Source organism: Methylophilus sp. DMC14, assembly GCF_056314085.1.
This window is the reverse complement of sequence record NZ_JBQUZA010000002.1, coordinates 401,257-420,183: the sequence shown is the minus strand read 5'-3', so window position 1 is coordinate 420,183 and position 18,927 is coordinate 401,257. Positions and strand designations below refer to the sequence as shown.

The 18,927-nt window shown below is 51.8% G+C and carries 26 protein-coding genes; 23 read left to right on the top strand and 3 right to left on the bottom strand.

Going from position 1 to position 18,927, the window contains the following annotated elements:
• Positions 1 to 2 precede the first annotated feature (2 nt).
• A complete protein-coding gene (gene trhP, locus ACT53C_RS06290) occupies positions 3 to 1,349 on the top strand; it encodes a prephenate-dependent tRNA uridine(34) hydroxylase TrhP (RefSeq protein WP_476145294.1) in 1,347 nt (448 codons plus the stop codon).
• 68 nt (positions 1,350 to 1,417) lie between these two features.
• Here the strand turns inward: trhP and ACT53C_RS06285 are convergent, their stop codons facing one another.
• Positions 1,418 to 1,849 (bottom strand): CBS domain-containing protein, encoded by a 432-nt coding sequence (locus ACT53C_RS06285; RefSeq protein WP_194749821.1) that lies wholly within the window; start codon positions 1,847 to 1,849, stop codon positions 1,418 to 1,420.
• Between the two features lie 112 nt (positions 1,850 to 1,961).
• On the opposite strand from ACT53C_RS06285, the gene ACT53C_RS06280 reads away from it, so the two are divergent.
• From ACT53C_RS06280 to xerD, 22 genes are all read left to right on the top strand, one after another.
• Positions 1,962 to 2,471, top strand: coding sequence for a MarR family winged helix-turn-helix transcriptional regulator (locus ACT53C_RS06280; RefSeq protein ID WP_476145293.1), 510 nt, complete (start codon positions 1,962 to 1,964; stop codon positions 2,469 to 2,471).
• 28 nt (positions 2,472 to 2,499) lie between these two features.
• A complete protein-coding gene (locus ACT53C_RS06275; protein WP_379073396.1) occupies positions 2,500 to 2,874 on the top strand; it encodes a YybH family protein in 375 nt (124 codons plus the stop codon).
• A 16-nt stretch (positions 2,875 to 2,890) separates the two neighbouring features.
• Positions 2,891 to 3,811: a DMT family transporter gene (locus ACT53C_RS06270; protein WP_379073397.1), complete on the top strand. Its 921-nt coding sequence runs from the start codon at positions 2,891 to 2,893 to the stop codon at positions 3,809 to 3,811.
• Positions 3,812 to 3,992: 181 nt separating this feature from the next.
• A complete protein-coding gene (locus tag ACT53C_RS06265) occupies positions 3,993 to 4,721 on the top strand; it encodes a YebC/PmpR family DNA-binding transcriptional regulator (protein ID WP_275356499.1) in 729 nt (242 codons plus the stop codon).
• 59 nt (positions 4,722 to 4,780) lie between these two features.
• On the top strand, positions 4,781 to 5,341 hold the full coding sequence (gene ruvC, locus ACT53C_RS06260) for a crossover junction endodeoxyribonuclease RuvC (protein WP_476145292.1): 561 nt from the start codon (positions 4,781 to 4,783) through the stop codon (positions 5,339 to 5,341).
• A complete protein-coding gene (gene ruvA / locus ACT53C_RS06255) occupies positions 5,338 to 5,913 on the top strand; it encodes a Holliday junction branch migration protein RuvA (protein ID WP_194749827.1) in 576 nt (191 codons plus the stop codon). The genes ruvC and ruvA overlap by 4 nt, the downstream gene beginning before the upstream one ends.
• Positions 5,914 to 6,042: 129 nt before the next feature.
• A complete protein-coding gene (ruvB, locus tag ACT53C_RS06250; protein ID WP_194749828.1) occupies positions 6,043 to 7,089 on the top strand; it encodes a Holliday junction branch migration DNA helicase RuvB in 1,047 nt (348 codons plus the stop codon).
• Position 7,090: 1 nt separating this feature from the next.
• A complete protein-coding gene (gene ybgC, locus ACT53C_RS06245; protein WP_476145291.1) occupies positions 7,091 to 7,486 on the top strand; it encodes a tol-pal system-associated acyl-CoA thioesterase in 396 nt (131 codons plus the stop codon).
• Positions 7,483 to 8,157, top strand: a complete 675-nt coding sequence (gene tolQ / locus ACT53C_RS06240) for a protein TolQ (RefSeq protein WP_194749830.1) — start codon at positions 7,483 to 7,485, stop codon at positions 8,155 to 8,157. The genes ybgC and tolQ overlap by 4 nt, the downstream gene beginning before the upstream one ends.
• 11 nt (positions 8,158 to 8,168) lie before the next feature.
• Complete coding sequence (locus ACT53C_RS06235) at positions 8,169 to 8,561, top strand: ExbD/TolR family protein (protein ID WP_194749831.1); 393 nt, start codon at positions 8,169 to 8,171, stop codon at positions 8,559 to 8,561.
• Between the two features lie 21 nt (positions 8,562 to 8,582).
• The gene (tolA, locus tag ACT53C_RS06230) at positions 8,583 to 9,422 is read left to right on the top strand and encodes a cell envelope integrity protein TolA (RefSeq protein WP_476145290.1); all 840 of its coding nucleotides are present in this window, start codon (positions 8,583 to 8,585) and stop codon (positions 9,420 to 9,422) included.
• Between the two features lie 99 nt (positions 9,423 to 9,521).
• Positions 9,522 to 10,817 (top strand): Tol-Pal system beta propeller repeat protein TolB, encoded by a 1,296-nt coding sequence (gene tolB, locus ACT53C_RS06225; protein WP_476145366.1) that lies wholly within the window; start codon positions 9,522 to 9,524, stop codon positions 10,815 to 10,817.
• Positions 10,818 to 10,878: 61 nt separating this feature from the next.
• Positions 10,879 to 11,430, top strand: coding sequence for a peptidoglycan-associated lipoprotein Pal (pal, locus tag ACT53C_RS06220; protein WP_194749834.1), 552 nt, complete (start codon positions 10,879 to 10,881; stop codon positions 11,428 to 11,430).
• Positions 11,417 to 12,280 carry a YbgF trimerization domain-containing protein gene (locus tag ACT53C_RS06215; RefSeq protein WP_194749835.1) on the top strand — a complete coding sequence of 288 codons (864 nt, stop codon included), beginning with the start codon at positions 11,417 to 11,419 and terminating at the stop codon, positions 12,278 to 12,280. Before pal ends, ACT53C_RS06215 begins: the two co-directional genes overlap by 14 nt.
• Positions 12,281 to 12,364: 84 nt before the next feature.
• The gene (queE, locus tag ACT53C_RS06210) at positions 12,365 to 13,006 is read left to right on the top strand and encodes a 7-carboxy-7-deazaguanine synthase QueE (protein WP_275356506.1); all 642 of its coding nucleotides are present in this window, start codon (positions 12,365 to 12,367) and stop codon (positions 13,004 to 13,006) included.
• Positions 13,007 to 13,008: 2 nt separating this feature from the next.
• On the top strand, positions 13,009 to 13,707 hold the full coding sequence (gene queC, locus ACT53C_RS06205) for a 7-cyano-7-deazaguanine synthase QueC (protein WP_194749837.1): 699 nt from the start codon (positions 13,009 to 13,011) through the stop codon (positions 13,705 to 13,707).
• Positions 13,708 to 13,788: 81 nt separating this feature from the next.
• Positions 13,789 to 14,211: a 30S ribosomal protein S16 gene (gene rpsP / locus ACT53C_RS06200; RefSeq protein WP_194749838.1), complete on the top strand. Its 423-nt coding sequence runs from the start codon at positions 13,789 to 13,791 to the stop codon at positions 14,209 to 14,211.
• 37 nt (positions 14,212 to 14,248) lie between these two features.
• Positions 14,249 to 14,785 carry a ribosome maturation factor RimM gene (gene rimM / locus ACT53C_RS06195; protein WP_194749839.1) on the top strand — a complete coding sequence of 179 codons (537 nt, stop codon included), beginning with the start codon at positions 14,249 to 14,251 and terminating at the stop codon, positions 14,783 to 14,785.
• Positions 14,786 to 14,803: 18 nt separating this feature from the next.
• A complete protein-coding gene (gene trmD / locus ACT53C_RS06190) occupies positions 14,804 to 15,553 on the top strand; it encodes a tRNA (guanosine(37)-N1)-methyltransferase TrmD (protein WP_275356797.1) in 750 nt (249 codons plus the stop codon).
• 33 nt (positions 15,554 to 15,586) lie between these two features.
• A complete protein-coding gene (gene rplS / locus ACT53C_RS06185; RefSeq protein WP_476145289.1) occupies positions 15,587 to 15,976 on the top strand; it encodes a 50S ribosomal protein L19 in 390 nt (129 codons plus the stop codon).
• Positions 15,977 to 16,080: 104 nt separating this feature from the next.
• Positions 16,081 to 16,557 carry a methylated-DNA--[protein]-cysteine S-methyltransferase gene (locus ACT53C_RS06180; RefSeq protein ID WP_476145288.1) on the top strand — a complete coding sequence of 159 codons (477 nt, stop codon included), beginning with the start codon at positions 16,081 to 16,083 and terminating at the stop codon, positions 16,555 to 16,557.
• Between the two features lie 6 nt (positions 16,558 to 16,563).
• Positions 16,564 to 17,481 (top strand): site-specific tyrosine recombinase XerD, encoded by a 918-nt coding sequence (gene xerD, locus ACT53C_RS06175; RefSeq protein WP_476145287.1) that lies wholly within the window; start codon positions 16,564 to 16,566, stop codon positions 17,479 to 17,481.
• Positions 17,482 to 17,508: 27 nt separating this feature from the next.
• On the opposite strand, the gene ACT53C_RS06170 is transcribed toward xerD, so the two are convergent.
• Positions 17,509 to 18,573 (bottom strand): putative phage abortive infection protein, encoded by a 1,065-nt coding sequence (locus tag ACT53C_RS06170; protein WP_476145286.1) that lies wholly within the window; start codon positions 18,571 to 18,573, stop codon positions 17,509 to 17,511.
• The gene (gene folB / locus ACT53C_RS06165) at positions 18,570 to 18,920 is read right to left on the bottom strand and encodes a dihydroneopterin aldolase (RefSeq protein ID WP_476145285.1); all 351 of its coding nucleotides are present in this window, start codon (positions 18,918 to 18,920) and stop codon (positions 18,570 to 18,572) included. The genes ACT53C_RS06170 and folB overlap by 4 nt, the downstream gene beginning before the upstream one ends.
• Positions 18,921 to 18,927: the final 7 nt, after the last annotated feature.

Genomic DNA, 18,927 nt, shown 5'->3' with positions numbered 1-18,927 from the left:
AAATGAAATCCCCTGAATTGTTAGCGCCCGCCGGTGATCTTGATCGCATGCGTACGGCGTTTGATTACGGCGCAGACGCGGTGTATGCCGGACAGCCGCGCTACAGCTTGCGCGTGCGTGAAAATGATTTTTCAATGCAAAACTTGGCAATTGGCATTCAGGAGGCGCATGCACGCGGCAAAAAGTTTTTTGTCGCCAGCAATATTTCACCGCATAACGCCAAAGTCAAAACCTATATGCGCGATATGGCGCCGGTGATTGACATGCAGCCCGACGCATTGATTATGGCCGACCCTGGCCTGATCATGATGGTGCGCGAGCAATGGCCGGACATGCCTATCCATTTGTCTGTACAGGCCAATGCGGTCAATTACGCTTCGGTTAAGTTCTGGCAGCGCATGGGCCTGACACGGGTGATTTTGTCACGTGAGTTATCGCTGGACGAGATTGCCGAAATCCGCCAGGAGTGTCCGGATATGGAGCTTGAGGTGTTTATTCACGGTGCCTTGTGTATCGCTTATTCCGGCCGTTGCCTGCTGTCAGGCTATTTCAATTCGCGCGATCCTAATCAGGGGACCTGTACTAACAGTTGCCGCTGGGATTACAAGGTGCATGATGCCCAGCCCGATGCCGCAGGCGTGATCCGTTTAAAAGAGTTTGATTTTCAGGCCGAGCTGGAACAATCCAATCTGTCTTCCTGTGGCTCATTACCGCGCCATCCGGCGGCAGACCAGGTTTACCTGATCGAGGAAAAAGGCCGTCCTGGCGAGCTTTTGCCTATCATGGAAGACGAACACGGCACCTATATCATGAATAGCAAGGACTTGCGGGCGATTGAGCACGTGGAGAAGCTAATTGCCATTGGCGTCGATTCGCTCAAGATTGAAGGACGTACCAAGTCGCGCTACTACGTGGCGCGTACCAGCCAGAATTACCGCCAGGCGATTGATGATGCCGTAGCCGGGCGTCCGTTTGACTGGCGTTTGCTGGGCGAGTTGGAGAACCTGGCCAACCGGGGCTACACCGATGGTTTTTACCAGCGTCACCATACCGCCGAGCACCAAAATTACGTCCAGGGGCACTCGAGTGCCAATCGCAGCCAGTATGTCGGCGATGTGGTGGCCTATGATGCAGAGCAGGGGCTGGCTTCCATTCAGGCGCGTAACAAATTTGCTGTAGGTGACAAATTGCAACTGATACACCCCAGTGGTAACCGCGACATTGTGGTGGAGCAGCTTTTTGATAAGCGGGGCGAAGCCGTGCAGCAGGCCGCTGGCAGCGGGCATTTTGTCAAACTGCCGATTGCCGCATCTGCCCTGGATAATGCCATGGTTGCCAAATATCTGTAAGTGCGAATCAATCTGGGCAATCAAAAAAGGGGAGTGAGCTCCCCTTTTTTGTTGTCTGCTGAAATGCATCAGCTATGAATATAGCTTTCCAGTTGCTTGATCAGTGATTGCTGATAGTCGATCGTCTCTTTGAGAATATCCCCGATCGAAAGCATACCTAGCAGTTTGCCATGATCGACCACGGGCAAGTGGCGGATACGTTTTTCCAGCATGGTGTTCATGGCCGACTCGACCAGGTCACCCGGTTTGCCTGTGATGACTTTTTCCGTCATCACTTCACTGACTTGCGTGGTTTTGGATGAGCGGCCTTTCAGGATAATCTCGCGCGCATAATCGCGTTCCGAGAAGATTCCCACCAGTTCGCCGTCTTTGATCACAGCCAGTGCACCAATCTGGTATTCCGCCAGAATCACCAGTGCGTCAAACACCGGTCGGTTGGGCGCAATACTAATGATGCCTTGATGTGTTTTATGAGTGAGTACTTGCTGAAGCGTCTTCATGACTTCCTCCTTTCATAGGGCACGAGCGTCTAAATATACACCGATGTGTCGTGGAGTAAAACCTCAGATTTTTATTGACATAATTAGCCGGCTAACTATAATGTGGCTAATTATGTTACAACTTAGAGATCTTCCTACCCCAGAAGTCCTGCAACGGTTTGCCCAGCGCTATCCGGAAGCCGATGTCACGGCCATTGCGAGCTTCTTGATGTTGCTGCGTGTGGCCACCGATTTGTCAGTGGCGCTGGATGCCTGCCTGAGTAAACACGATTTGTTGCAGGGGCGCTGGTGGGTGTTGATTTTGTTGATGCGCGAAGTTGACCTGACTTCTACGCCCTCGGTGTTGGCAGAAAAGCTGGGGGTGACGCGCGCCACCATGACTGGGTTGTTGGATGGCCTGGAGCAAGGTGGCCTGGTCCAGCGTATCTTGGCGCCAGAAGACAGGCGCAGTGTCAAAGTGCGTCTGACTGAAGCCGGGCAAGCCCGGCTGGATGCCGTGATGCCGGATTATTACACGCGGCTGCGCCAGTCTATGCAAGGGTTAAACGAGCAGCAGCGCCAGGATTTGCAAGCGCTGTTAGGGGTGATAGACCATGGCATCTCAGCCTGGGATTTTAAATAGTAATGTGTCTTTAATTCAGGAGTTTTGTATGACTAATGTTGATCACTTCATAGCGTTAAACCAGCAGTTTGATGCTGCCTTTAACAGCAAAAATCCACAGGCGATTGCGGCCTTATATGCAGAGCAGGCGATCGTGATGCCTGCGCCCGCTGGCCAGGTCGTGAAGGGCCGTCAGGCGGTTGCAGATTTTTTTGCTGGCCTGATTCAGGCTGGGGTCATTGAACATGCGCTGACGATGAACGAGGCGGTGGTCAGCGAAACGCTGGTCACTCAAACCGGACATTGGGCAGCAGCCATGATGGCTGAGGATGGCGTCAAGCAGCAGTTTGGTGGCAATGTGCAAGTGGTGTTTCAAAAGCAACCCGATGGGCGGTGGCTGGCTGTGACCCATATCTGGAACTAAATCAGCGGATAACGGCATGGATCAATTGGTTAAACAGCGTTCACAGGCACTGACAGCACTGCTGGTGCTGACGCTGATCTGGGGCTATAACTGGGTGGTGATGAAAAGTGCATTGCAATATGCGGGGCCGTTCCAGTTTGCCGCCATGCGTACCTTTTTTGGCGCGCTGGTGTTGTTTTTGGTGCTGTATGTGACGCGGCGGCCAATGGGCTTGACCGAGTTTCCAACCATGCTGCTGCTCGGCATTTTGCAGAATGTGGGGTTTACCGGCGTGCTTATGTGGGCGCTGGTGCAAGGCGGCGCGGGCAAGACGGCGGTGCTGACTTATACCATGCCTTTCTGGACCTTGCTGTTTGCCTGGCCCATGCTCGGTGAGCGTATCCACGGCTGGCAATGGCTGGCGGTGATTTCGGCTGTGTTGGGCATGTTGTTTATTTTTGATCCTTTGCATTTGCGTGCAGACAGCTTCAGCATGCTGTTGGCAGTGTTGTCTGGTGTGTCGTGGGCGGTGTCTGCGATTATGACCAAGCAATTGCACAGACGTCATCCAACGCTAGACCTGATCAATCTGACCGCCTGGCCAATGTTGCTGGGTTCGCTGCCTATGGTGCTGATTGCCTTTCTGGTCCCTGCGCCGAGTATGCAATGGTCGGGTTATCTGATCGGCGCGGTATTGTTTAATGTGGTGTTATGTGGCGCGTTGGCCTGGTTGCTCTGGCTGTTTGCCTTGCAGCGGTTGCCCGCCGGGGTGGCCAGTATGGCCTCCATGCTGGCACCCGTGATTGGGGTGATTGCGGCCTGGATACAGTTGCATGAAGTGCCGGATGGCATGGAGATGATCGGCATGGCACTGATTCTGTTTTCCCTCAGCCTGATTTCCATTCTGATGATGCGGCCTGCCTATCACGGTATCCCGCCGGCGAGTGCCAACGTTTAGCGCCATTTTTCGCTGTTCTCCCGGTTTTTTCATTGCGCAGGGCTTGCGTAAATCAGGCCCTGTTTTTATTGATCTTGCCTATCTGCCTTCAATCAAGCCGCCGCCAAGCCTGCTTGCGCCTGTGGTAAAATCCGCCAGTTAAAACATTTCATCCCGTTGTTAAAAAATACAAGGAAGTCATATGGCTGGACATAGTAAATGGGCCAATATCCAACATCGCAAAGGTCGTCAGGATGCCAAGCGCGGCAAAATCTTCACCAAGCTGATTAAAGAGATCACGGTTTCTGCGCGTATGGGGGGCGGTGATACAGCCATGAACCCGCGTTTGCGGGCAGCCGTGGCAGCGGCCAAAGAAGAGAATATGCCTTCAGACAATATCACGCGTGCCATCAAAAAAGGCACGGGTGAGCTCGAGGGTGTTAACTACGAAGAAATTCGTTATGAAGGCTATGGCATCAATGGTGCGGCCATCATTATTGATTGTCTGACCGATAACCGTCAGCGTGCGGTGATGGACGTGCGCCATGCCCTAACCAAGCATGGTGGCAACCTCGGCACTGATGGTAGCGTGGCTTTTATGTTCAAGCACTGTGGTCAGCTGGTGTTTGAGCCTGGTGTGTCAGAAGATGCCGTCATGGAAGCGGCACTGGAAGCCGGTGCGGAAGATGTGATTGCCGATGAGGATGGCAGCATAGAAGTGATCACGGCCCCTAGCGATTTTGTCACGGTGAAAGAAGCGCTTGAGGCTGCGGGCCTGAAGGCGGTGATGGCGCAAGTGACCATGAAGCCGCTGAATGAAGTGGTGTTCACTGGCGAGGATGCGGTCAAAATGCAAAAAATTCTCGACATGCTCGAAGACCTCGATGACGTGCAAGAGGTCTACACTTCTGCCGTGATTGAAGAAGATTAAATGGCGCGATTGGCGGTGCACGCCTTTCTGGCCTACCGGCTTGAACTGGGTGTCTTGACGTGAGTAGTCAGCGTATTTTGGGCATAGACCCCGGCCTGAGAATTACGGGTTTCGGTGTGATAGAAGCCGTGGATGGCAAATTGTCCTACCTGACCAGTGGCGTGATTAAAACCGCATCAGCCAAAAAAACCGCAGAGGGCGAGTCAGAAAAAGAGGCCTTGCCCGAGCGCCTGAAGGTCATTCTGGATGGCTTGTTTGAGGTGATTTCAACCTACCAGCCCACGCAAGTGGCGATTGAAAAAGTGTTTGTTAATGTCAACCCCCAGTCCACGCTATTGTTGGGTCAGGCGCGCGGTGCCGCCATTTCTGCGGCGGTGATCCGTCAACTGCCGGTGGCCGAATATACGGCGCTGCAAGTGAAACAATCGGTCGTGGGTAATGGCCATGCGCAAAAAGAACAGGTGCAAGAGATGGTCAAGCGCCTGCTTAAATTACCGGCTACACCTAGCCCGGACTCTGCCGACGCCTTGGCTTGCGCGATTTGTCATGCACATGGCGGTCAGGGGCTGGGGGCTTTGGCCACCACCGGCTTCAGAGTTAGAAATGGAAGATTGATATGATCGCACGCCTGAATGGCCGCCTGCTGGAAAAGTCCCCACCCTTGATTGTGGTGGATTGCAATGGCGTGGGCTATGAAGTAGAGGTGCCGATGAGCACTTTTTATAATTTGCCCGATCTGGGGCAACCTGTGCAGATTTTGACGCATATGGTGGTGCGCGAGGATGCGCAACTGCTGTATGGCTTTGGCAGTGAGCAAGAGAAAAATACCTTCAAGCAGTTGCTGAAGGTGAATGGTATTGGTGCCAAGTCTGCGCTGGCGATTTTGAGTGGTGTCAGCGTGAATGATTTGATGCTGGCTGTCAGCCAGCAAGAAGTCGGCTTGCTGACGCGTATTCCTGGCATCGGCAAAAAAACGGCCGAGCGGTTGTTACTCGAACTCAAAGACAAATTTGTGGTGACGGGGTCCACCTCGGCGCAACCAGCCGTCAAAGCGGCGACAGATGATATCCTCAATGCACTGGTGGCGCTTGGTTACCATGAGCGTGAGGCGGCTGCGACCCTGAAGTTGCTGGAGCCTGGCATTAGTGTGAGCGATGGTATCCGGCAGGCGCTCAAGTATCTGGCCAAGTAGTCCGGCCAGGCCGAGCGCGAGTCTGTAATAGTCATACGCTGCATGGTATGATGACAAAAATAACTGATTCAATCGCGGCATGAGGCCTTCATTGTTGAGTATTGCATTGCACTTCATCGCCCATCACCCATGATAGAAACCGATAGACTCGTCGCTCCCGCTACTGCCAGCACTCAAGAAGAGGCGCTTGAGCGTGCCTTGCGCCCCAAGCATCTGGATGAGTATGTGGGGCAGGAGAAGGCGCGCGGTCAACTCGAAATCTTTATTAATGCGGCCCGTGGTCGGCAAGAGGCACTTGATCATGTGCTGCTGTTCGGCCCGCCTGGTCTGGGTAAAACCACGCTTGCTCACATTGTGGCCAAAGAGATGGGCGTCAATCTGCGCATGACCTCGGGCCCGGTGCTGGAGCGGGCCGGCGATCTGGCGGCATTGCTGACTAATCTTGAACCCAACGACGTCTTATTTATTGACGAGATTCATCGCCTGAGCCCGGTGGTTGAGGAGATATTGTATCCGGCCATGGAAGATTACCGACTCGATATCATGATCGGTGAAGGACCTGCAGCACGCAGTGTGCGACTGGATTTGCCGCCTTTTACGCTGGTGGGGGCGACCACGCGCGCGGGCATGTTGACCAACCCCTTGCGTGACCGGTTTGGCATTGTGGCGCGGCTGGAGTTTTACAGTCACGCCGAGCTCTCCAAGATTGTCATGCGGTCGGCCAACTTGCTCGAGGTTGAAATGCAAGCGGCCGGGGCACTGGAGATTGCCAGACGTTCACGCGGCACACCGCGGATTGCCAACCGCCTGCTACGCCGGGTTAGGGATTATGCGCAAGTCAAGTCGGATGGCATTGTGACCGATACGATTGCCGATGCCGCCTTGAAAATGCTGGATGTCGATCAGCAAGGGCTGGATGTGATGGATCGCAAGTTATTGCAGGCGGTGGTTGAAAAGTTTGGTGGCGGGCCAGTGGGACTGGACAATCTTGCCGCGGCCATTGGTGAAGAGCGTGACACCATAGAAGATGTGCTGGAGCCCTATCTGATTCAGCAAGGCTATCTGATGCGCACGCCGCGCGGACGCGTGGCCACGCAGTTGACTTACCAGCATTTTGGCTTGAAAGCGCCTGTCAGCATGGTGTCAGCCGATTTATGGCAAGATGCCGGGCAATAACATGGTTGAGTTTCCTGTACGTGTGTATTACGAGGATACCGATGCCGGTGGTGTGGTCTATCACAGCCGCTACCTGAATTTTATGGAGCGTGCGCGCACCGAGTGGTTGCGGACTGCGGGCTTTGACCAAAGCGCGCTCAAGCAGCAAGAACAAGTGTTGTTTGTCGTCCACAGCATGCAGCTACAATTTAAAAAACCGGCCCGGCTGGATGACCAGTTGCGGGTGGTTTCGCAGTTGCTGGAGATGGGGCGTGGCAGTTTTAGCTGCCAGCAGCAGGTCATGCGTGGCGACACGCTTTTAATTGAGGCACAGGTGAAAGTCGCCTGTGTTGATGCGGATTCATTTAAACCCACGGGTATTCCGGCCCGTATCAAAATTGCACTGGAGTCTTCATGAATGTAGCGAACGATATGTCGATTTTTACCCTGGTGAGCGGGGCCAGTTTGCCAGTTCAGCTGGTGATGCTGATTCTGCTGCTGACCTCACTCGCCTCCTGGTGGTATATCTTCATTAAGGTTTTTTCACTCAAGGCTGCCAACGAAAATGTGGATCAGTTTGAAGCGCAATTCTGGTCCGGCGGTGATTTGAACGAGCTGTATGAGCGCATCACGACTGGTCGCAAAACACCTCAAGGCATGGCCAGCATTTTTCAGGCCGGGTTAAAAGAATTTATCCGCTACAAGCAGCAAAAAGATACCGAAGTCAGTGATGTGATGGAGGCGACGCGTCGTGCCATGCGTGCAGCATATAACCGCGAACTGGATTATCTGGATGCGCACCTGCCATTCTTGGCTTCCGTAGGTTCAGTCAGTCCTTACATCGGCCTGTTCGGCACAGTATGGGGCATCATGAACGCCTTCCGTGGCTTGTCTAACGTTGCGCAGGCGACATTGAGCCAGGTTGCCCCTGGCATTGCCGAGGCGCTGGTGGCGACTGCGATCGGGTTGTTTGCCGCGATCCCAGCCGTGATTGCCTATAACCGCTTTGCTGCGGGCGTAGACCGCCTCTCTGTCCGTTACGAGAGCTTTATCGAAGAATTTACCAACATTTTGCAACGTAGAGCCTGATAGGAGCCGCGATGAGCAGAACGCGTAAACGTCGCATGATGAACCAGATTAACGTCGTCCCCTATATCGACGTCACGCTGGTGTTGCTGGTGATTTTTATGGTGACCGCGCCCATGACCAATCCCGGTATGGTGGAGTTGCCCAAAGTCGGGCAGGCGCTCAAGCAGAGTGGTGACCCGATTGTGATCACCGTGCAAAAAGAAGGCACTGTGATGATGGAAGGCAAAGAGATGCAGCGTGACGATATGCTGGCTTTGATTCGTCAGCGCCTGTCTGAGACACAAAAGCCGGTGGTGGTGTCTGCAGATAAAAACACGCCTTATGGTGAAGTGGTGTCCGTCATGGATTTGCTCAAGCAAGCGCAGGTGAATCAAGTTGGTTTGCTGTTTCAGAATGAGAAATAACGGGCAGGTTGCTTAAAACGCATGAAAGTCACTTACTCCCCACAAGATCAGGCGATACGCAAACGGGCAGCCATCTTATCCGTGCTCATGCACGTGTTGCTGTGCTTGGGCATGATCTTTATGGTTGACTGGAAAGCGGTCCACGTGACCCCCAGTGTGATGGAGGCGACCTTGTGGGATAGCTTGCCCAGTAAGCAGCCTGCCAAGCCAGTGGAAAAGCCGGTAGAACCGACGCCACCACCGCCTGAACCCAAACCAGAGCCGACACCGCCGCCGAAGCCGCCTGAGCCAGAACCTAAACCGCAACCCAAGCCTGAGCCTGTGCCTCAAGTCAAGCAAGCGGAACAAGAGGCGGAAATTGCACTCAAAAAGCAGGAGGAAGAAAAGAAGCGCCTGCTAGACGAAGAGAAAAAGAAGGAACTTGAGCAGAAAAAGCAGGAAGAAAAACTGAAAAAAATTCAGGAAGCCTTGCGTAAACAAGAGGAAGAAGAAAAGCTGAAAAAAATTCAGGATGCGATGCGCCAGCAAGAGTTGGACGCACAGCAGTCGGCGGCGGCTGCAGCGGTTGATCCGTCTGTGCTCAGTTATTACATGGGCTTGATGAGCCGCAAAATCCGTAGCAATGTGAACCCCGGCTTGTGCCCTGTTTCTAACCCCGAGTTGCTGGTAGATATCCAGATGATGAATTCGGGAGATATTTCCGGCATGCCCAAGCTGGTGCGAGGGTCGGGCGATGCCATTTGTGATGATGCAGTGATCCGTGCCATTTTGGCGGCCAAGCCCTTCGATTTGCCGGATGATCCTGCGGCACGTAGAAAAATGGTAGATCAGATTCGCTTGAAGTTGAAGCCACGTGGCTAAGCAAGCAATGACGATGAAGCGGCTTTTCGTTATAATTCAGATATATAAGCAAACCAGATGAATAATATTGTCACCATGAAAACACACACACGAGGTTTGATGCACGCATTTGCTACGGCGATTTTTGCCGGATTCGTTGCGCTGCTGGCGGTTATCCCTGCCCATGCGGCACTAGAGCTTGAGATCAGTGGCGGTAGTGCCATTCAGATTCCAGTCGCGATTCTGCCGATGGCCGAGACAGACAATCCGCAATCACAAAGCCGTTTGCATGAGATCATCAGTAACGACCTGCGTAGCAGTGGCATGTTCCGTATTATCAATACCAGTGGTATGCCGGCATTGCCGACCAATGCTTCTCAAATCAAATATACCGACTGGACTGCGCTCAAGGCACAAGGCTTGAGCCTGGGTGAAGTGCAGTCAACAGGCAACGGCAATCTCAAGATCTCGGTGCAAGTGATGGATGTGTTGCGTCAAACGGCGTTGCTGCAACTGACCTATACCGTCTCTGCTAGTCAATACCGCCATGTCGCGCACATGATTGCCGACCAGATTTATGAAAAGTTTACCGGTCAGCCTGGCGCCTTTGCCACGCGCATTGCTTACGTTACCAAAACAGGTAAGCGCTTTACGCTGCAAATTGCGGATTACGATGGCTACAATGCACAAACGCTGGTGTCTTCGAATGAGCCGATTATTTCACCGGCCTGGTCGCCAGATGGCACCAAGATGGCTTACGTGTCTTTTGAGAAAAAGAAACCGATTGTGTTTGTGCAGTCCTTGTATACGGGTGAGCGCAAAGTGGTGGCTAACTTCAAGGGGAATAACAGTGCCCCGGCCTGGTCGCCAGACGGTAGCAAATTGGCGGTGGTGTTGACCTATGGCGCCAACTCGCAGATTTATACTATTGCTGCGGATGGTTCCAACTTGCAGCAAATCACCAAAAGCAGTGCGATTGATACCGAGCCAGCGTTCTCGCCTGATGGCCAGTTTATTTACTTCAGCTCAGACCGTGGCGGACGTCCTCAGATTTACAAGGTGCCTGCTTCTGGTGGCTCCCCTTCGCGCGTGACTTTCGAGGGTGGCTATAATGTGAGCCCGCGCTTTTCCCCCGATGGCAAGTATTTAACCTATATTCGCAATGACGGCGGTTCTTTTAAAGTAGCCGTTCAGGAGTTGGCGTCTGGCAATGTCAAACTGCTGAGCAATGGTTCGCAAGATGAGTCGCCGAGCTTTGCCCCGAACGCACGTACCATCATGTATGCCACCCGGGTGGGCGGCAAGGGGACCTTGGCGACAGTGACCGTGGATGGTCTGGTCAGACAGCGTCTGTCTGAGGCCGGCGGTGATATTCGTGAGCCAGCCTGGGGTCCTGCACAAGCTTCAGCCAAGTAGTCGTAACAATAATCGTCTTTTTGGTTAATTTTATTCAGTCAATCATTTTTAAGGAGAAAGTATGAACAAGAGTATTTGGACAATTGCAGCACTGGCATTAGTGCTAACCGCTTGTAAAAGCACCCCGATGAACCCAGCCAAGGTTGAAGATTCCAGCGTGACTCGCCCAATGGCAAAACAAAACGGCAATGGTAATGATGGCTCTGCAAACACAGACAAAATCAATATCAAAACCGTTGATGTGGATACCAGCAAAGACGAGTTGAGTGCGGCTGAATTGGCCAAGCGTCAGGTATTTTTTGATTACGACAGCGACGCGATTCGTGAAGAGTACAAGAGCCTGATCGCTAACCACGCCAAATACCTGATCGCCCATCCACAAACTAAAGTGGTACTGCAAGGTAACACCGACGAGCGTGGCACACACGAGTACAACCTGGCATTGGGTCAGCGTCGTTCCGTGGCTGTGAAAAATGCCCTCAACGTATTGGGCGTGAGCGATAGCCAGATCGAAACTGTGAGCTACGGTGAAGAGCGTGCAAAACAAAACTGCGCGGATGACGGTTGCTTCCAGCAAGACCGCCGCGTAGACATCGTTTATGCAGGTCAGTAATTTGCGATACGCTGCGGTATTGATGGCCCTTGGCTTGACGGTGTCTACCGTCAGCCAGGCGGCTTTATTCGATGATACTGAAGCCAGAAAGCGTATTCTTGAGCTCGAAACCAAGCAGGGTGCAGATTATGATGCACAGCAAAAAGCCATCACAGACCTGACACGCACCCAGCAATCGCTGGACAGACGCGTGCAAAGTCTGGAAATGCTGATCAACGGCAAGGGTTTGCTGGACATGCAGAATCAGCTGGAGCAGCTCCGTCAGGATGTGGCACAACTGAAGGGTGATCTTGAAGTGGTGACCCATCAGCTTGAGGATATGCGTACCAAGCAGAATGCGTCTTACACCGATCTGGATACGCGTGTGCGCAAGCTGGAAACCTTGGCACAATCAGTGACAAATGGTCAAGGCTTACCCGTCGCAGGCGCGAGTGGTACGACTGGCGATGTAAAAGCTGATGTTTCCCAGCAGGAAACCAGCGCGTTTGCCGAGGCAGAGTCGCTCAACCAGGCAGGCAAGTACAAAGAGGCCTTTAATGCCTATGATGCGTTCCTGAAGACTTACTCTAATAGCAAGCTGGTGCCAGATGCCATGTACGGCATGGGATATACCCAGTTTGCACTGAAGAGCTACAAATCCTCTGCTGCCACACAGCAGAAGTTTCTGGAGAGTTATGCGACGCATCCCTTGGCACCGAATGCCATGCTCAATCTGGCGAATAGTCAGATTCAGTTGGGGCAGATTCCGGCCGCCAAAAAGACCTTGAAGGATCTCATTGCGGCCTATCCATCGGCTGAAGTGACGCCTAGCGCACAAAAACGCTTGAAAGTGCTCGAAACGATCAAATAGCAGATTTTCGTTATTGAAATGACCTTATTTCAGCGATAATAGCGGGCAGATAGCAATATCTGCCCGTTTACTTTTAGTTTCCCCATGACCACACTCAAAATTTTCGAGATTTTTTACTCCCTGCAGGGCGAGAGCTCACGTGTCGGGCTGCCTACGATTTTTATCCGCTTGACCGGCTGCCCATTGCGTTGTGGTTATTGTGATACGGAGTATGCGTTTAAAGGCGGCAGCAATATGACGCTGGATGACATCATGCAGCAGATTGCAGCCTACGATACCCGTTACGTCTGCGTGACCGGCGGCGAGCCGCTGGCGCAAAAGGGCTGTATCGAATTGCTGACCAGGCTGGGCGATGCTGGCTATCAGGTGTCTTTGGAGACGAGTGGTGCCATGGATATCGCCGAGGTCGATTCACGCGTGAAAGTCATTATGGACATCAAAACGCCTGGGTCGGGTGAAGTAGAAAAAAACCGCTGGGAAAACTTGCCTTTGCTGAAAGCCGGTGATGAAGTGAAATGGGTGATTTGCAGCCGGGAAGATTATGACTGGGCCAAATTGATGTTGCAGACCCGGGCATTCCCGGTCGATTGCGATCAGTTATTTTCGCCCAGCTTTCATGAGGTCAGTGGCGAAACTTTGGCCAGCTGGATTTTGCAAGATCACCTCAAGGTGCGTATGCAGCTTCAATTACATAAAATTCTCTGGGGCGAGAAACAAGGAGTATAAGCGTGACAGCAGCAAACCCTAAGGCGGTGATTTTATTATCGGGCGGCCTGGACTCAAGTACGGTATTGGCAATTGCCAAATCGCAAGGCTACGACTGTTATTGCCTGAGTCTGGATTATCATCAGCGCCATAATGTTGAGCTGCAGGCCGCCCAGCGCGTTGCGGCAGCCTTGGGGGCAGCCGAGCATAAAACCGTACAGCTGGATTTGTCCTTGTTTGGTGGTTCGGCACTCACTGACAATGCGATCGCCGTCCCTGAGCAAGAGACGCAGGGCATTCCTGTCACTTACGTGCCGGCACGCAATACGATTATGCTATCCTTGTCCCTGGCCTGGGCCGAGGTGTTGCAGGCGCGGGATATTTTTATCGGCGTGAATGCGCTGGATTATTCCGGCTACCCTGATTGCCGTGGTGAATATGTCAAAGCCTTCCAGCAAATGGCCAATCTGGCCACTAAAGCTGCGGTGGAGGGACAAACCATTACCGTGCATGCACCGTTGATCGATATGACCAAGGCTGACATTATCCGCACCGGCCATGCGCTGGGGGTGGATTATGGCTTAACCGTTTCTTGTTATCAGGCCGATGGTCAAGGCGCCGCGTGTGGCGTGTGTGACTCCTGCCGCTTCCGCAAAGCGGGATTTATACAAGCGGGCGTGGCTGATCCGACGCTGTACAGGAATGCATCGTCAGGTGAGTGAAAAAGACTTGCCACTGTTTTAAAAAATCAAGTATAATCCGCGCCTTTCTGCAAAGAAATTCATTTTTAAGAGAACAAGATTATGGTCGTTATTCGTTTATCACGTGGTGGCTCCAAAAAGAACCCGTTTTACAGCGTTGTTGTGGCAGATTCCCGCAACCGTCGTGACGGTCGTTTTATCGAGCGCGTTGGTTTCTACAATCCATCTGCACGCGCTGGCGCTGAAGGCCTGCGTATCGATGAAGCGCGTACACAATACTGGGTTGAGAACGGTGCACAACTGTCCGACACCGTAGCACGTCTGGTTAAATTCCACGCTAAAGGCGTTGAAGGCATGGCTGCTGCGAAAGCGAAAGAAGTTGCTAAAGCTGAAGCTGCCAAAGAGAAAGCCATTGCTGCTGCCGCTGCAGAAGCCGCTGCCAAGGCTAAAGCAGAAGCCGACGCTGCTGCTGCAGAAGCTGCCGCCGCACAAGCAGCTGCCGCTGAAGCGCCAGCTGCCGAGTAATTGTTTCAACGCCTAAATACAGATGGCGTTTGAGAACATGGTTGTGATGGGGCGCATTGTCGCCCCATATGGCGTTTATGGCTGGGTAAAAGTCGTGCCTGATACTGAGTATCTTGATGGCCTGCTGGACTACGAAGCCTGGTGGATCGGTAAAGCGCCGAATTGGCGTGAAACGACGGTAGAGCAAGCCAAAATCCATAACGATGTGTTGCTGATCAAGTTGTCAGGGGTGGGCGATAGAGATGCCGCCTTCGCGCTCAAAGGTCAGCAAATTGCTGTGCCGCGTGAGGCCTTGCCCGAGACAGAAGAGGGCGAGTATTACTGGTCTGATCTGATTGGTTTGCAAGTCAGCAATACTGAAGGCGTGGATTTCGGCAAGATTACGCAAGTGTTGGAAACCGGCGCGAACGATGTGCTGGTCGTGCGTGAAAAGCAGCCGACACAGGTCAAAGGCAAGGATGGCAAACTGCGCGAAGAGTATCGCGAGCGTTTGATCCCGTTTACCAGTGACGCTGTGCCAGAGGTGGATATCCAGGCGGGTACCGTGCTTGTGGAGTGGGATGCCGATTTTTAAAAGAAAGCGCAGCTCATGATGCAGATTGAAGTGATCAGTTTGTTTCCTGAGATGTTTGCAGCACTGACGGAATACGGGATTACTAGTCGTGCCAGACAGCGTGGCTTGTATCAGTTAACCCTGACCAATCCGCGCCAATATACGCAGGATGTGCATCACACCGTTGATGACCGGCCATATGGTGGTGGACCAGGCATGGTGATGCTGGCGGAGCCGCTGGCACATGCCATAGGCGAAGCCAAAGCGCGCTTAAGTGCAAAAGAAATAACGCCCAGGGTGATCCACTTATCGCCACGGGGCAAACCGCTGACACACGAAAAAGTGATGCAGCTCAAAGCATTACCGGGGCTGGTGCTGTTAGCCAGCCGCTATGAAGGCGTAGACCAGCGCGTGCTGGATACCTTGGTGGATGAAGAACTCTCCATCGGCGATTATGTGTTAAGTGGCGGTGAGTTACCTGCCATGGTGTTGCTGGATGCTATCATCCGCCAGTTGCCTGGGGCACTTGGCGATGCTGATTCGGCGCAGGAAGATTCATTTGTGAATGGCCTGCTCGACTATCCGCACTACACACGCCCAGAAGAGTTTGCCGGATTAAAGGTGCCCGACGTATTGTTGTCCGGGCACCATGAAAAGATTAGACAATGGCGATTACAACAATCGCTGCTGCTAACAAGGGCTAAACGCCCGGATTTATTGGCTGAAAGGCCGTTGACGAAAGAAGAGGCTAGGCTACTTAAAGACGTTGCATCAAAAGGCGTCGAGTAGGAACGAGTCACTTTACAATTAAAAGGAACTGACATGGCAGACATTATCAAAATGTTAGAGCAAGAAGAAATTGCTCGTTTAAACAAAGCTATCCCTGACTTCGCGCCGGGTGACACCGTGGTTGTAGGTGTAAACGTGGTTGAAGGTACGCGTAAACGGGTGCAGGCTTACGAAGGCGTGGTCATCGCCAAGCGTAACAGAGGTCTGAACTCCTCTTTCATCGTGCGTAAAATCTCTTCAGGTGAAGGCGTTGAGCGTACATTCCAGACTTACTCCCCACTGATCGCTTCTATCGAAGTGAAACGCCGTGGTGACGTGCGTCGCGCTAAACTGTACTACTTGCGTGAGCGTTCAGGTAAATCTGCACGTATTAAAGAGAAACTGGTTGCGCGCGAAAAAGACATCGCAGCAGACAACTCTTAATTCAAGCGTTGCAGCAAAAAGCCCTTCAGTTGAAGGGCTTTTTTATTGCCATATTCTAATGATCGTTGGTTGCACCCGGGCCAAGATTACAGTTAAATAGGCGCATGAACAGTCTTGATGATGAACTCGATGCATTGGTGCCTGCGCCCTTTGGCTTTGTTGGTGTGCGTAGCGATGAGGCCGGTGAGCGGCTGCAGTTCTTGCTACATGCATTGCCCATCAAAGCCAGCCCCCATCCGCGTGCGCAAGCCGTGGCCGATCAAGTCGCCACTTATCTTGAAAATCCGCATATGGTCTGGCAACCTATTCACTCCACTCTCGGCACGGCTTTTCAGCAACGTGTCTGGCAGGCCATGCGTGCGATCCCTGTCGGTGAAACCTGGACTTACAGCCAGTTGGCGGCAGCGGTGGACTCTGGCCCACGTGCCGTGGCTAATGCCTGCGGTGCCAATCCCTTGCCCTTGTTTAATCCCTGTCACCGGGTGGTTGCCAGCCATGGGCTGGGCGGATTTATGCAAGGCATAGACGGTGGTTTGGAGATTAAACGCTGGCTGCTCGCCCATGAGCAAGGCCATAAATAAACGCCGATGCAGCAAGAAGCGCATTCTTTGACCGAGGCGGCAGCATTTCCTGAAATCGATACCTTTATCGACCAGCTCTGGCTGGAAGATGGCTTGTCGCCCAATACCTTATCCAGCTACCGCAATGATTTAAAAGGTTTTGCCGAGTGGTGCAAGCAGCACACCCATACTTTGTGGGAGGTGCAGTCGCATGATGTGCAAGCGTATCTTGCCCATCGTTTCCCGCAAGTGAAGGTGCGGAGTATCAACCGCCTGATAGCCACCTTGCGCCGTTTTTACCGGTACGCGCTGGCCGCCAATCTGATTCAGCAAGACCCCACCTTGCATATCGAAGCGCCCAAAATGCCTAGGTCTCTGCCAAAAACGCTGAGTGAGTCGCAGGTGGAAGATTTGCTCAATGCCCCGGATGTGAATGTGCCGCTTGGTATGCGAGACCGTGCCATGCTGGAGCTGCTCTATGCCAGCGGATTGCGTGTCTCAGAGCTGGTGAATATCAAAATCAGCGAAGTGAGTACGCAAGATGGCGTGGTGCGCGTCACCGGTAAAGGCAGCAAAACCCGCCTGGTGCCCATGGGTCAGGAAGCGGCCGAGTGGATAGACCGTTACTTGGCAGGCGCCCGCGCAGAGATTTTAAAAGGTAATTTGAGTGACGCGGTATTTGTCACCACACGTGGCGATGCCATGACGCGGCATGCCTTTTGGCACATTATTCAGCGATATACCTTGCAGGCAGGGATTTCTCAGCATATCAGCCCGCATGTGTTACGCCATGCGTTTGCCACGCATTTGCTCAATCATGGCGCGGATTTACGCGTAGTGCAGATGTTGCTGGGACATGCAGATATTTCGACCACGCAGATTTATACGCATGTGGCGAGGGAGCGGTTGCAGCAGTTGCATAAGGTACATCATCCCAGGGGGTAGGTATATTTTCTATTCAAAGGGGTTGTTTTATTGATCCAATACTTTTGATATGCTCAGTTCCGCTCTTGCTATATCAGAATTAAAAGCATTTTCTTTATATTCACAAGCTAATAATTTCATGCACTCGTCACTCTTAAAGTTCAAATTATCAAAAAGAGCGTACTTCTCAATAAGTGGTTTAAACTTTTTCCCCGCTTCCGAAAGTCCGTTATAGAACAAGAAAATCATCTCCGCTCTAGATAATTGACTTCTAAAAATGCTGACATAAAAGTATTTTCTGGCGATTGGAAGTCTATAGTCTGGTTGCGTGTCGATCCAGACTATTAATTTATATGCCGTTCTAAATAGGGCATCTAATTTATACTCGTTCTGTGAATATAGCGATTGCCATGCCTCTTTTAACTTGCGGATGACTAAGTCAGGAAATCTATCAATTAAAACCTTGATTTGAAAATGGCTCGGCATAATCTCTTCTTGGATGCTTTTCGGTACTTCATCCGTGTAAATATATTGGTTGCTGGATGAGCTAGCCCGGCTGTTTGCTACTTGATATCGAATGAAGGTTGAACGTAATGAGCCTGCGGTTAAGGACCATAGCCAAGCCTCGTGTAAAAAGGCATTGCCGTGGCGCACTGATTTTTGGGAAGTGTAATCTTCGATAGTTTTCTTGGAAATCTCGCCTTCAATGTTAGCTAATAATTCTTTGTAGTTTTTTAACCAGGAGAAAAATGTTTGTTCAAAGCTTTGTAATTCAATGGCTCTGTTTTGAGCATCAAGTGCAGATGCTGAATTTGCAAGCTCGATGCGGGTAAGTTCTAGTTCATTCCTAGATAATTTCAGTTCCTTGGATTGGTAAAGGATGGTGGCGAGTAAAGCAAGAAAGGATGCTAAGCCAAAAATAGGATTCAGTAAGCCGCCAAAATAATCTCCAAGTTGACCCAGTTCTTCTCTATTTTTAGGAAGTAAGTTGTCTGAAAAATATGAAAAATAATAAGCAATAAAAATAAATACGAGGCAAATTAGTGCAAACAACAATACACCCAAAATGGAGTTTCTTATTCGCACTCTATATTTCTTGAGAAATTTCTTCACTTTGATCGCTCTATCAAAATCCCCAATGCCTTCAACCCCGGCAATATCCCCGGCTTACTCACCTTCAACTTCACATTCTGCGCTTTAAATTCCTGCAAAATCAGCTGGCACACATGTTCACTCAAGGCCTCAACCAGTTTAAAGCTATGCTCGGCTAATGTTTCGCGAATGCGGGCGACTACCTGACCATAATCAATCGTGTCTTCAATCGCGTCACTGAGGCAGGCTTTACTAAAGTCGTAGCCGATTTCAATATCCAGAATCACAGTTTGCGGCACGGTACGCTCCCATTCTGGCACGCCCAGTTTGGTTTGCACTTTGACTTGTTCTAGAAAAATTGTGTCCATGAATCTG

Bases quoted from the DNA above. Each gene is read 5' to 3' on its own strand.
- ACT53C_RS06215 (WP_194749835.1), top strand. From the start codon at position 11,417: ATGCAGGTCAGTAATTTGCGATACGCTGCGGTATTGATGGCCCTTGGC.
- trhP (WP_476145294.1), top strand. From the start codon at position 3: ATGAAATCCCCTGAATTGTTAGCGCCCGCCGGTGATCTTGATCGCATG.
- ACT53C_RS06280 (WP_476145293.1), top strand. From the start codon at position 1,962: ATGTTACAACTTAGAGATCTTCCTACCCCAGAAGTCCTGCAACGGTTT.
- rpsP (WP_194749838.1), top strand. From the start codon at position 13,789: ATGGTCGTTATTCGTTTATCACGTGGTGGCTCCAAAAAGAACCCGTTT.
- ACT53C_RS06275 (WP_379073396.1), top strand. From the start codon at position 2,500: ATGACTAATGTTGATCACTTCATAGCGTTAAACCAGCAGTTTGATGCT.
- ACT53C_RS06285 (WP_194749821.1), bottom strand. From the start codon at position 1,849: ATGAAGACGCTTCAGCAAGTACTCACTCATAAAACACATCAAGGCATC.
- pal (WP_194749834.1), top strand. From the start codon at position 10,879: ATGAACAAGAGTATTTGGACAATTGCAGCACTGGCATTAGTGCTAACC.
- xerD (WP_476145287.1), top strand. From the start codon at position 16,564: ATGCAGCAAGAAGCGCATTCTTTGACCGAGGCGGCAGCATTTCCTGAA.
- ybgC (WP_476145291.1), top strand. From the start codon at position 7,091: ATGGTTGAGTTTCCTGTACGTGTGTATTACGAGGATACCGATGCCGGT.
- tolB (WP_476145366.1), top strand. From the start codon at position 9,522: ATGCACGCATTTGCTACGGCGATTTTTGCCGGATTCGTTGCGCTGCTG.
- ruvB (WP_194749828.1), top strand. From the start codon at position 6,043: ATGATAGAAACCGATAGACTCGTCGCTCCCGCTACTGCCAGCACTCAA.
- ACT53C_RS06265 (WP_275356499.1), top strand. From the start codon at position 3,993: ATGGCTGGACATAGTAAATGGGCCAATATCCAACATCGCAAAGGTCGT.
- ACT53C_RS06180 (WP_476145288.1), top strand. From the start codon at position 16,081: ATGAACAGTCTTGATGATGAACTCGATGCATTGGTGCCTGCGCCCTTT.
- trmD (WP_275356797.1), top strand. From the start codon at position 14,804: ATGCAGATTGAAGTGATCAGTTTGTTTCCTGAGATGTTTGCAGCACTG.
- ACT53C_RS06270 (WP_379073397.1), top strand. From the start codon at position 2,891: ATGGATCAATTGGTTAAACAGCGTTCACAGGCACTGACAGCACTGCTG.
- tolQ (WP_194749830.1), top strand. From the start codon at position 7,483: ATGAATGTAGCGAACGATATGTCGATTTTTACCCTGGTGAGCGGGGCC.
- ruvA (WP_194749827.1), top strand. From the start codon at position 5,338: ATGATCGCACGCCTGAATGGCCGCCTGCTGGAAAAGTCCCCACCCTTG.
- rplS (WP_476145289.1), top strand. From the start codon at position 15,587: ATGGCAGACATTATCAAAATGTTAGAGCAAGAAGAAATTGCTCGTTTA.
- rimM (WP_194749839.1), top strand. From the start codon at position 14,249: ATGGTTGTGATGGGGCGCATTGTCGCCCCATATGGCGTTTATGGCTGG.
- ACT53C_RS06235 (WP_194749831.1), top strand. From the start codon at position 8,169: ATGAGCAGAACGCGTAAACGTCGCATGATGAACCAGATTAACGTCGTC.
- tolA (WP_476145290.1), top strand. From the start codon at position 8,583: ATGAAAGTCACTTACTCCCCACAAGATCAGGCGATACGCAAACGGGCA.
- queE (WP_275356506.1), top strand. From the start codon at position 12,365: ATGACCACACTCAAAATTTTCGAGATTTTTTACTCCCTGCAGGGCGAG.
- folB (WP_476145285.1), bottom strand. From the start codon at position 18,920: ATGGACACAATTTTTCTAGAACAAGTCAAAGTGCAAACCAAACTGGGC.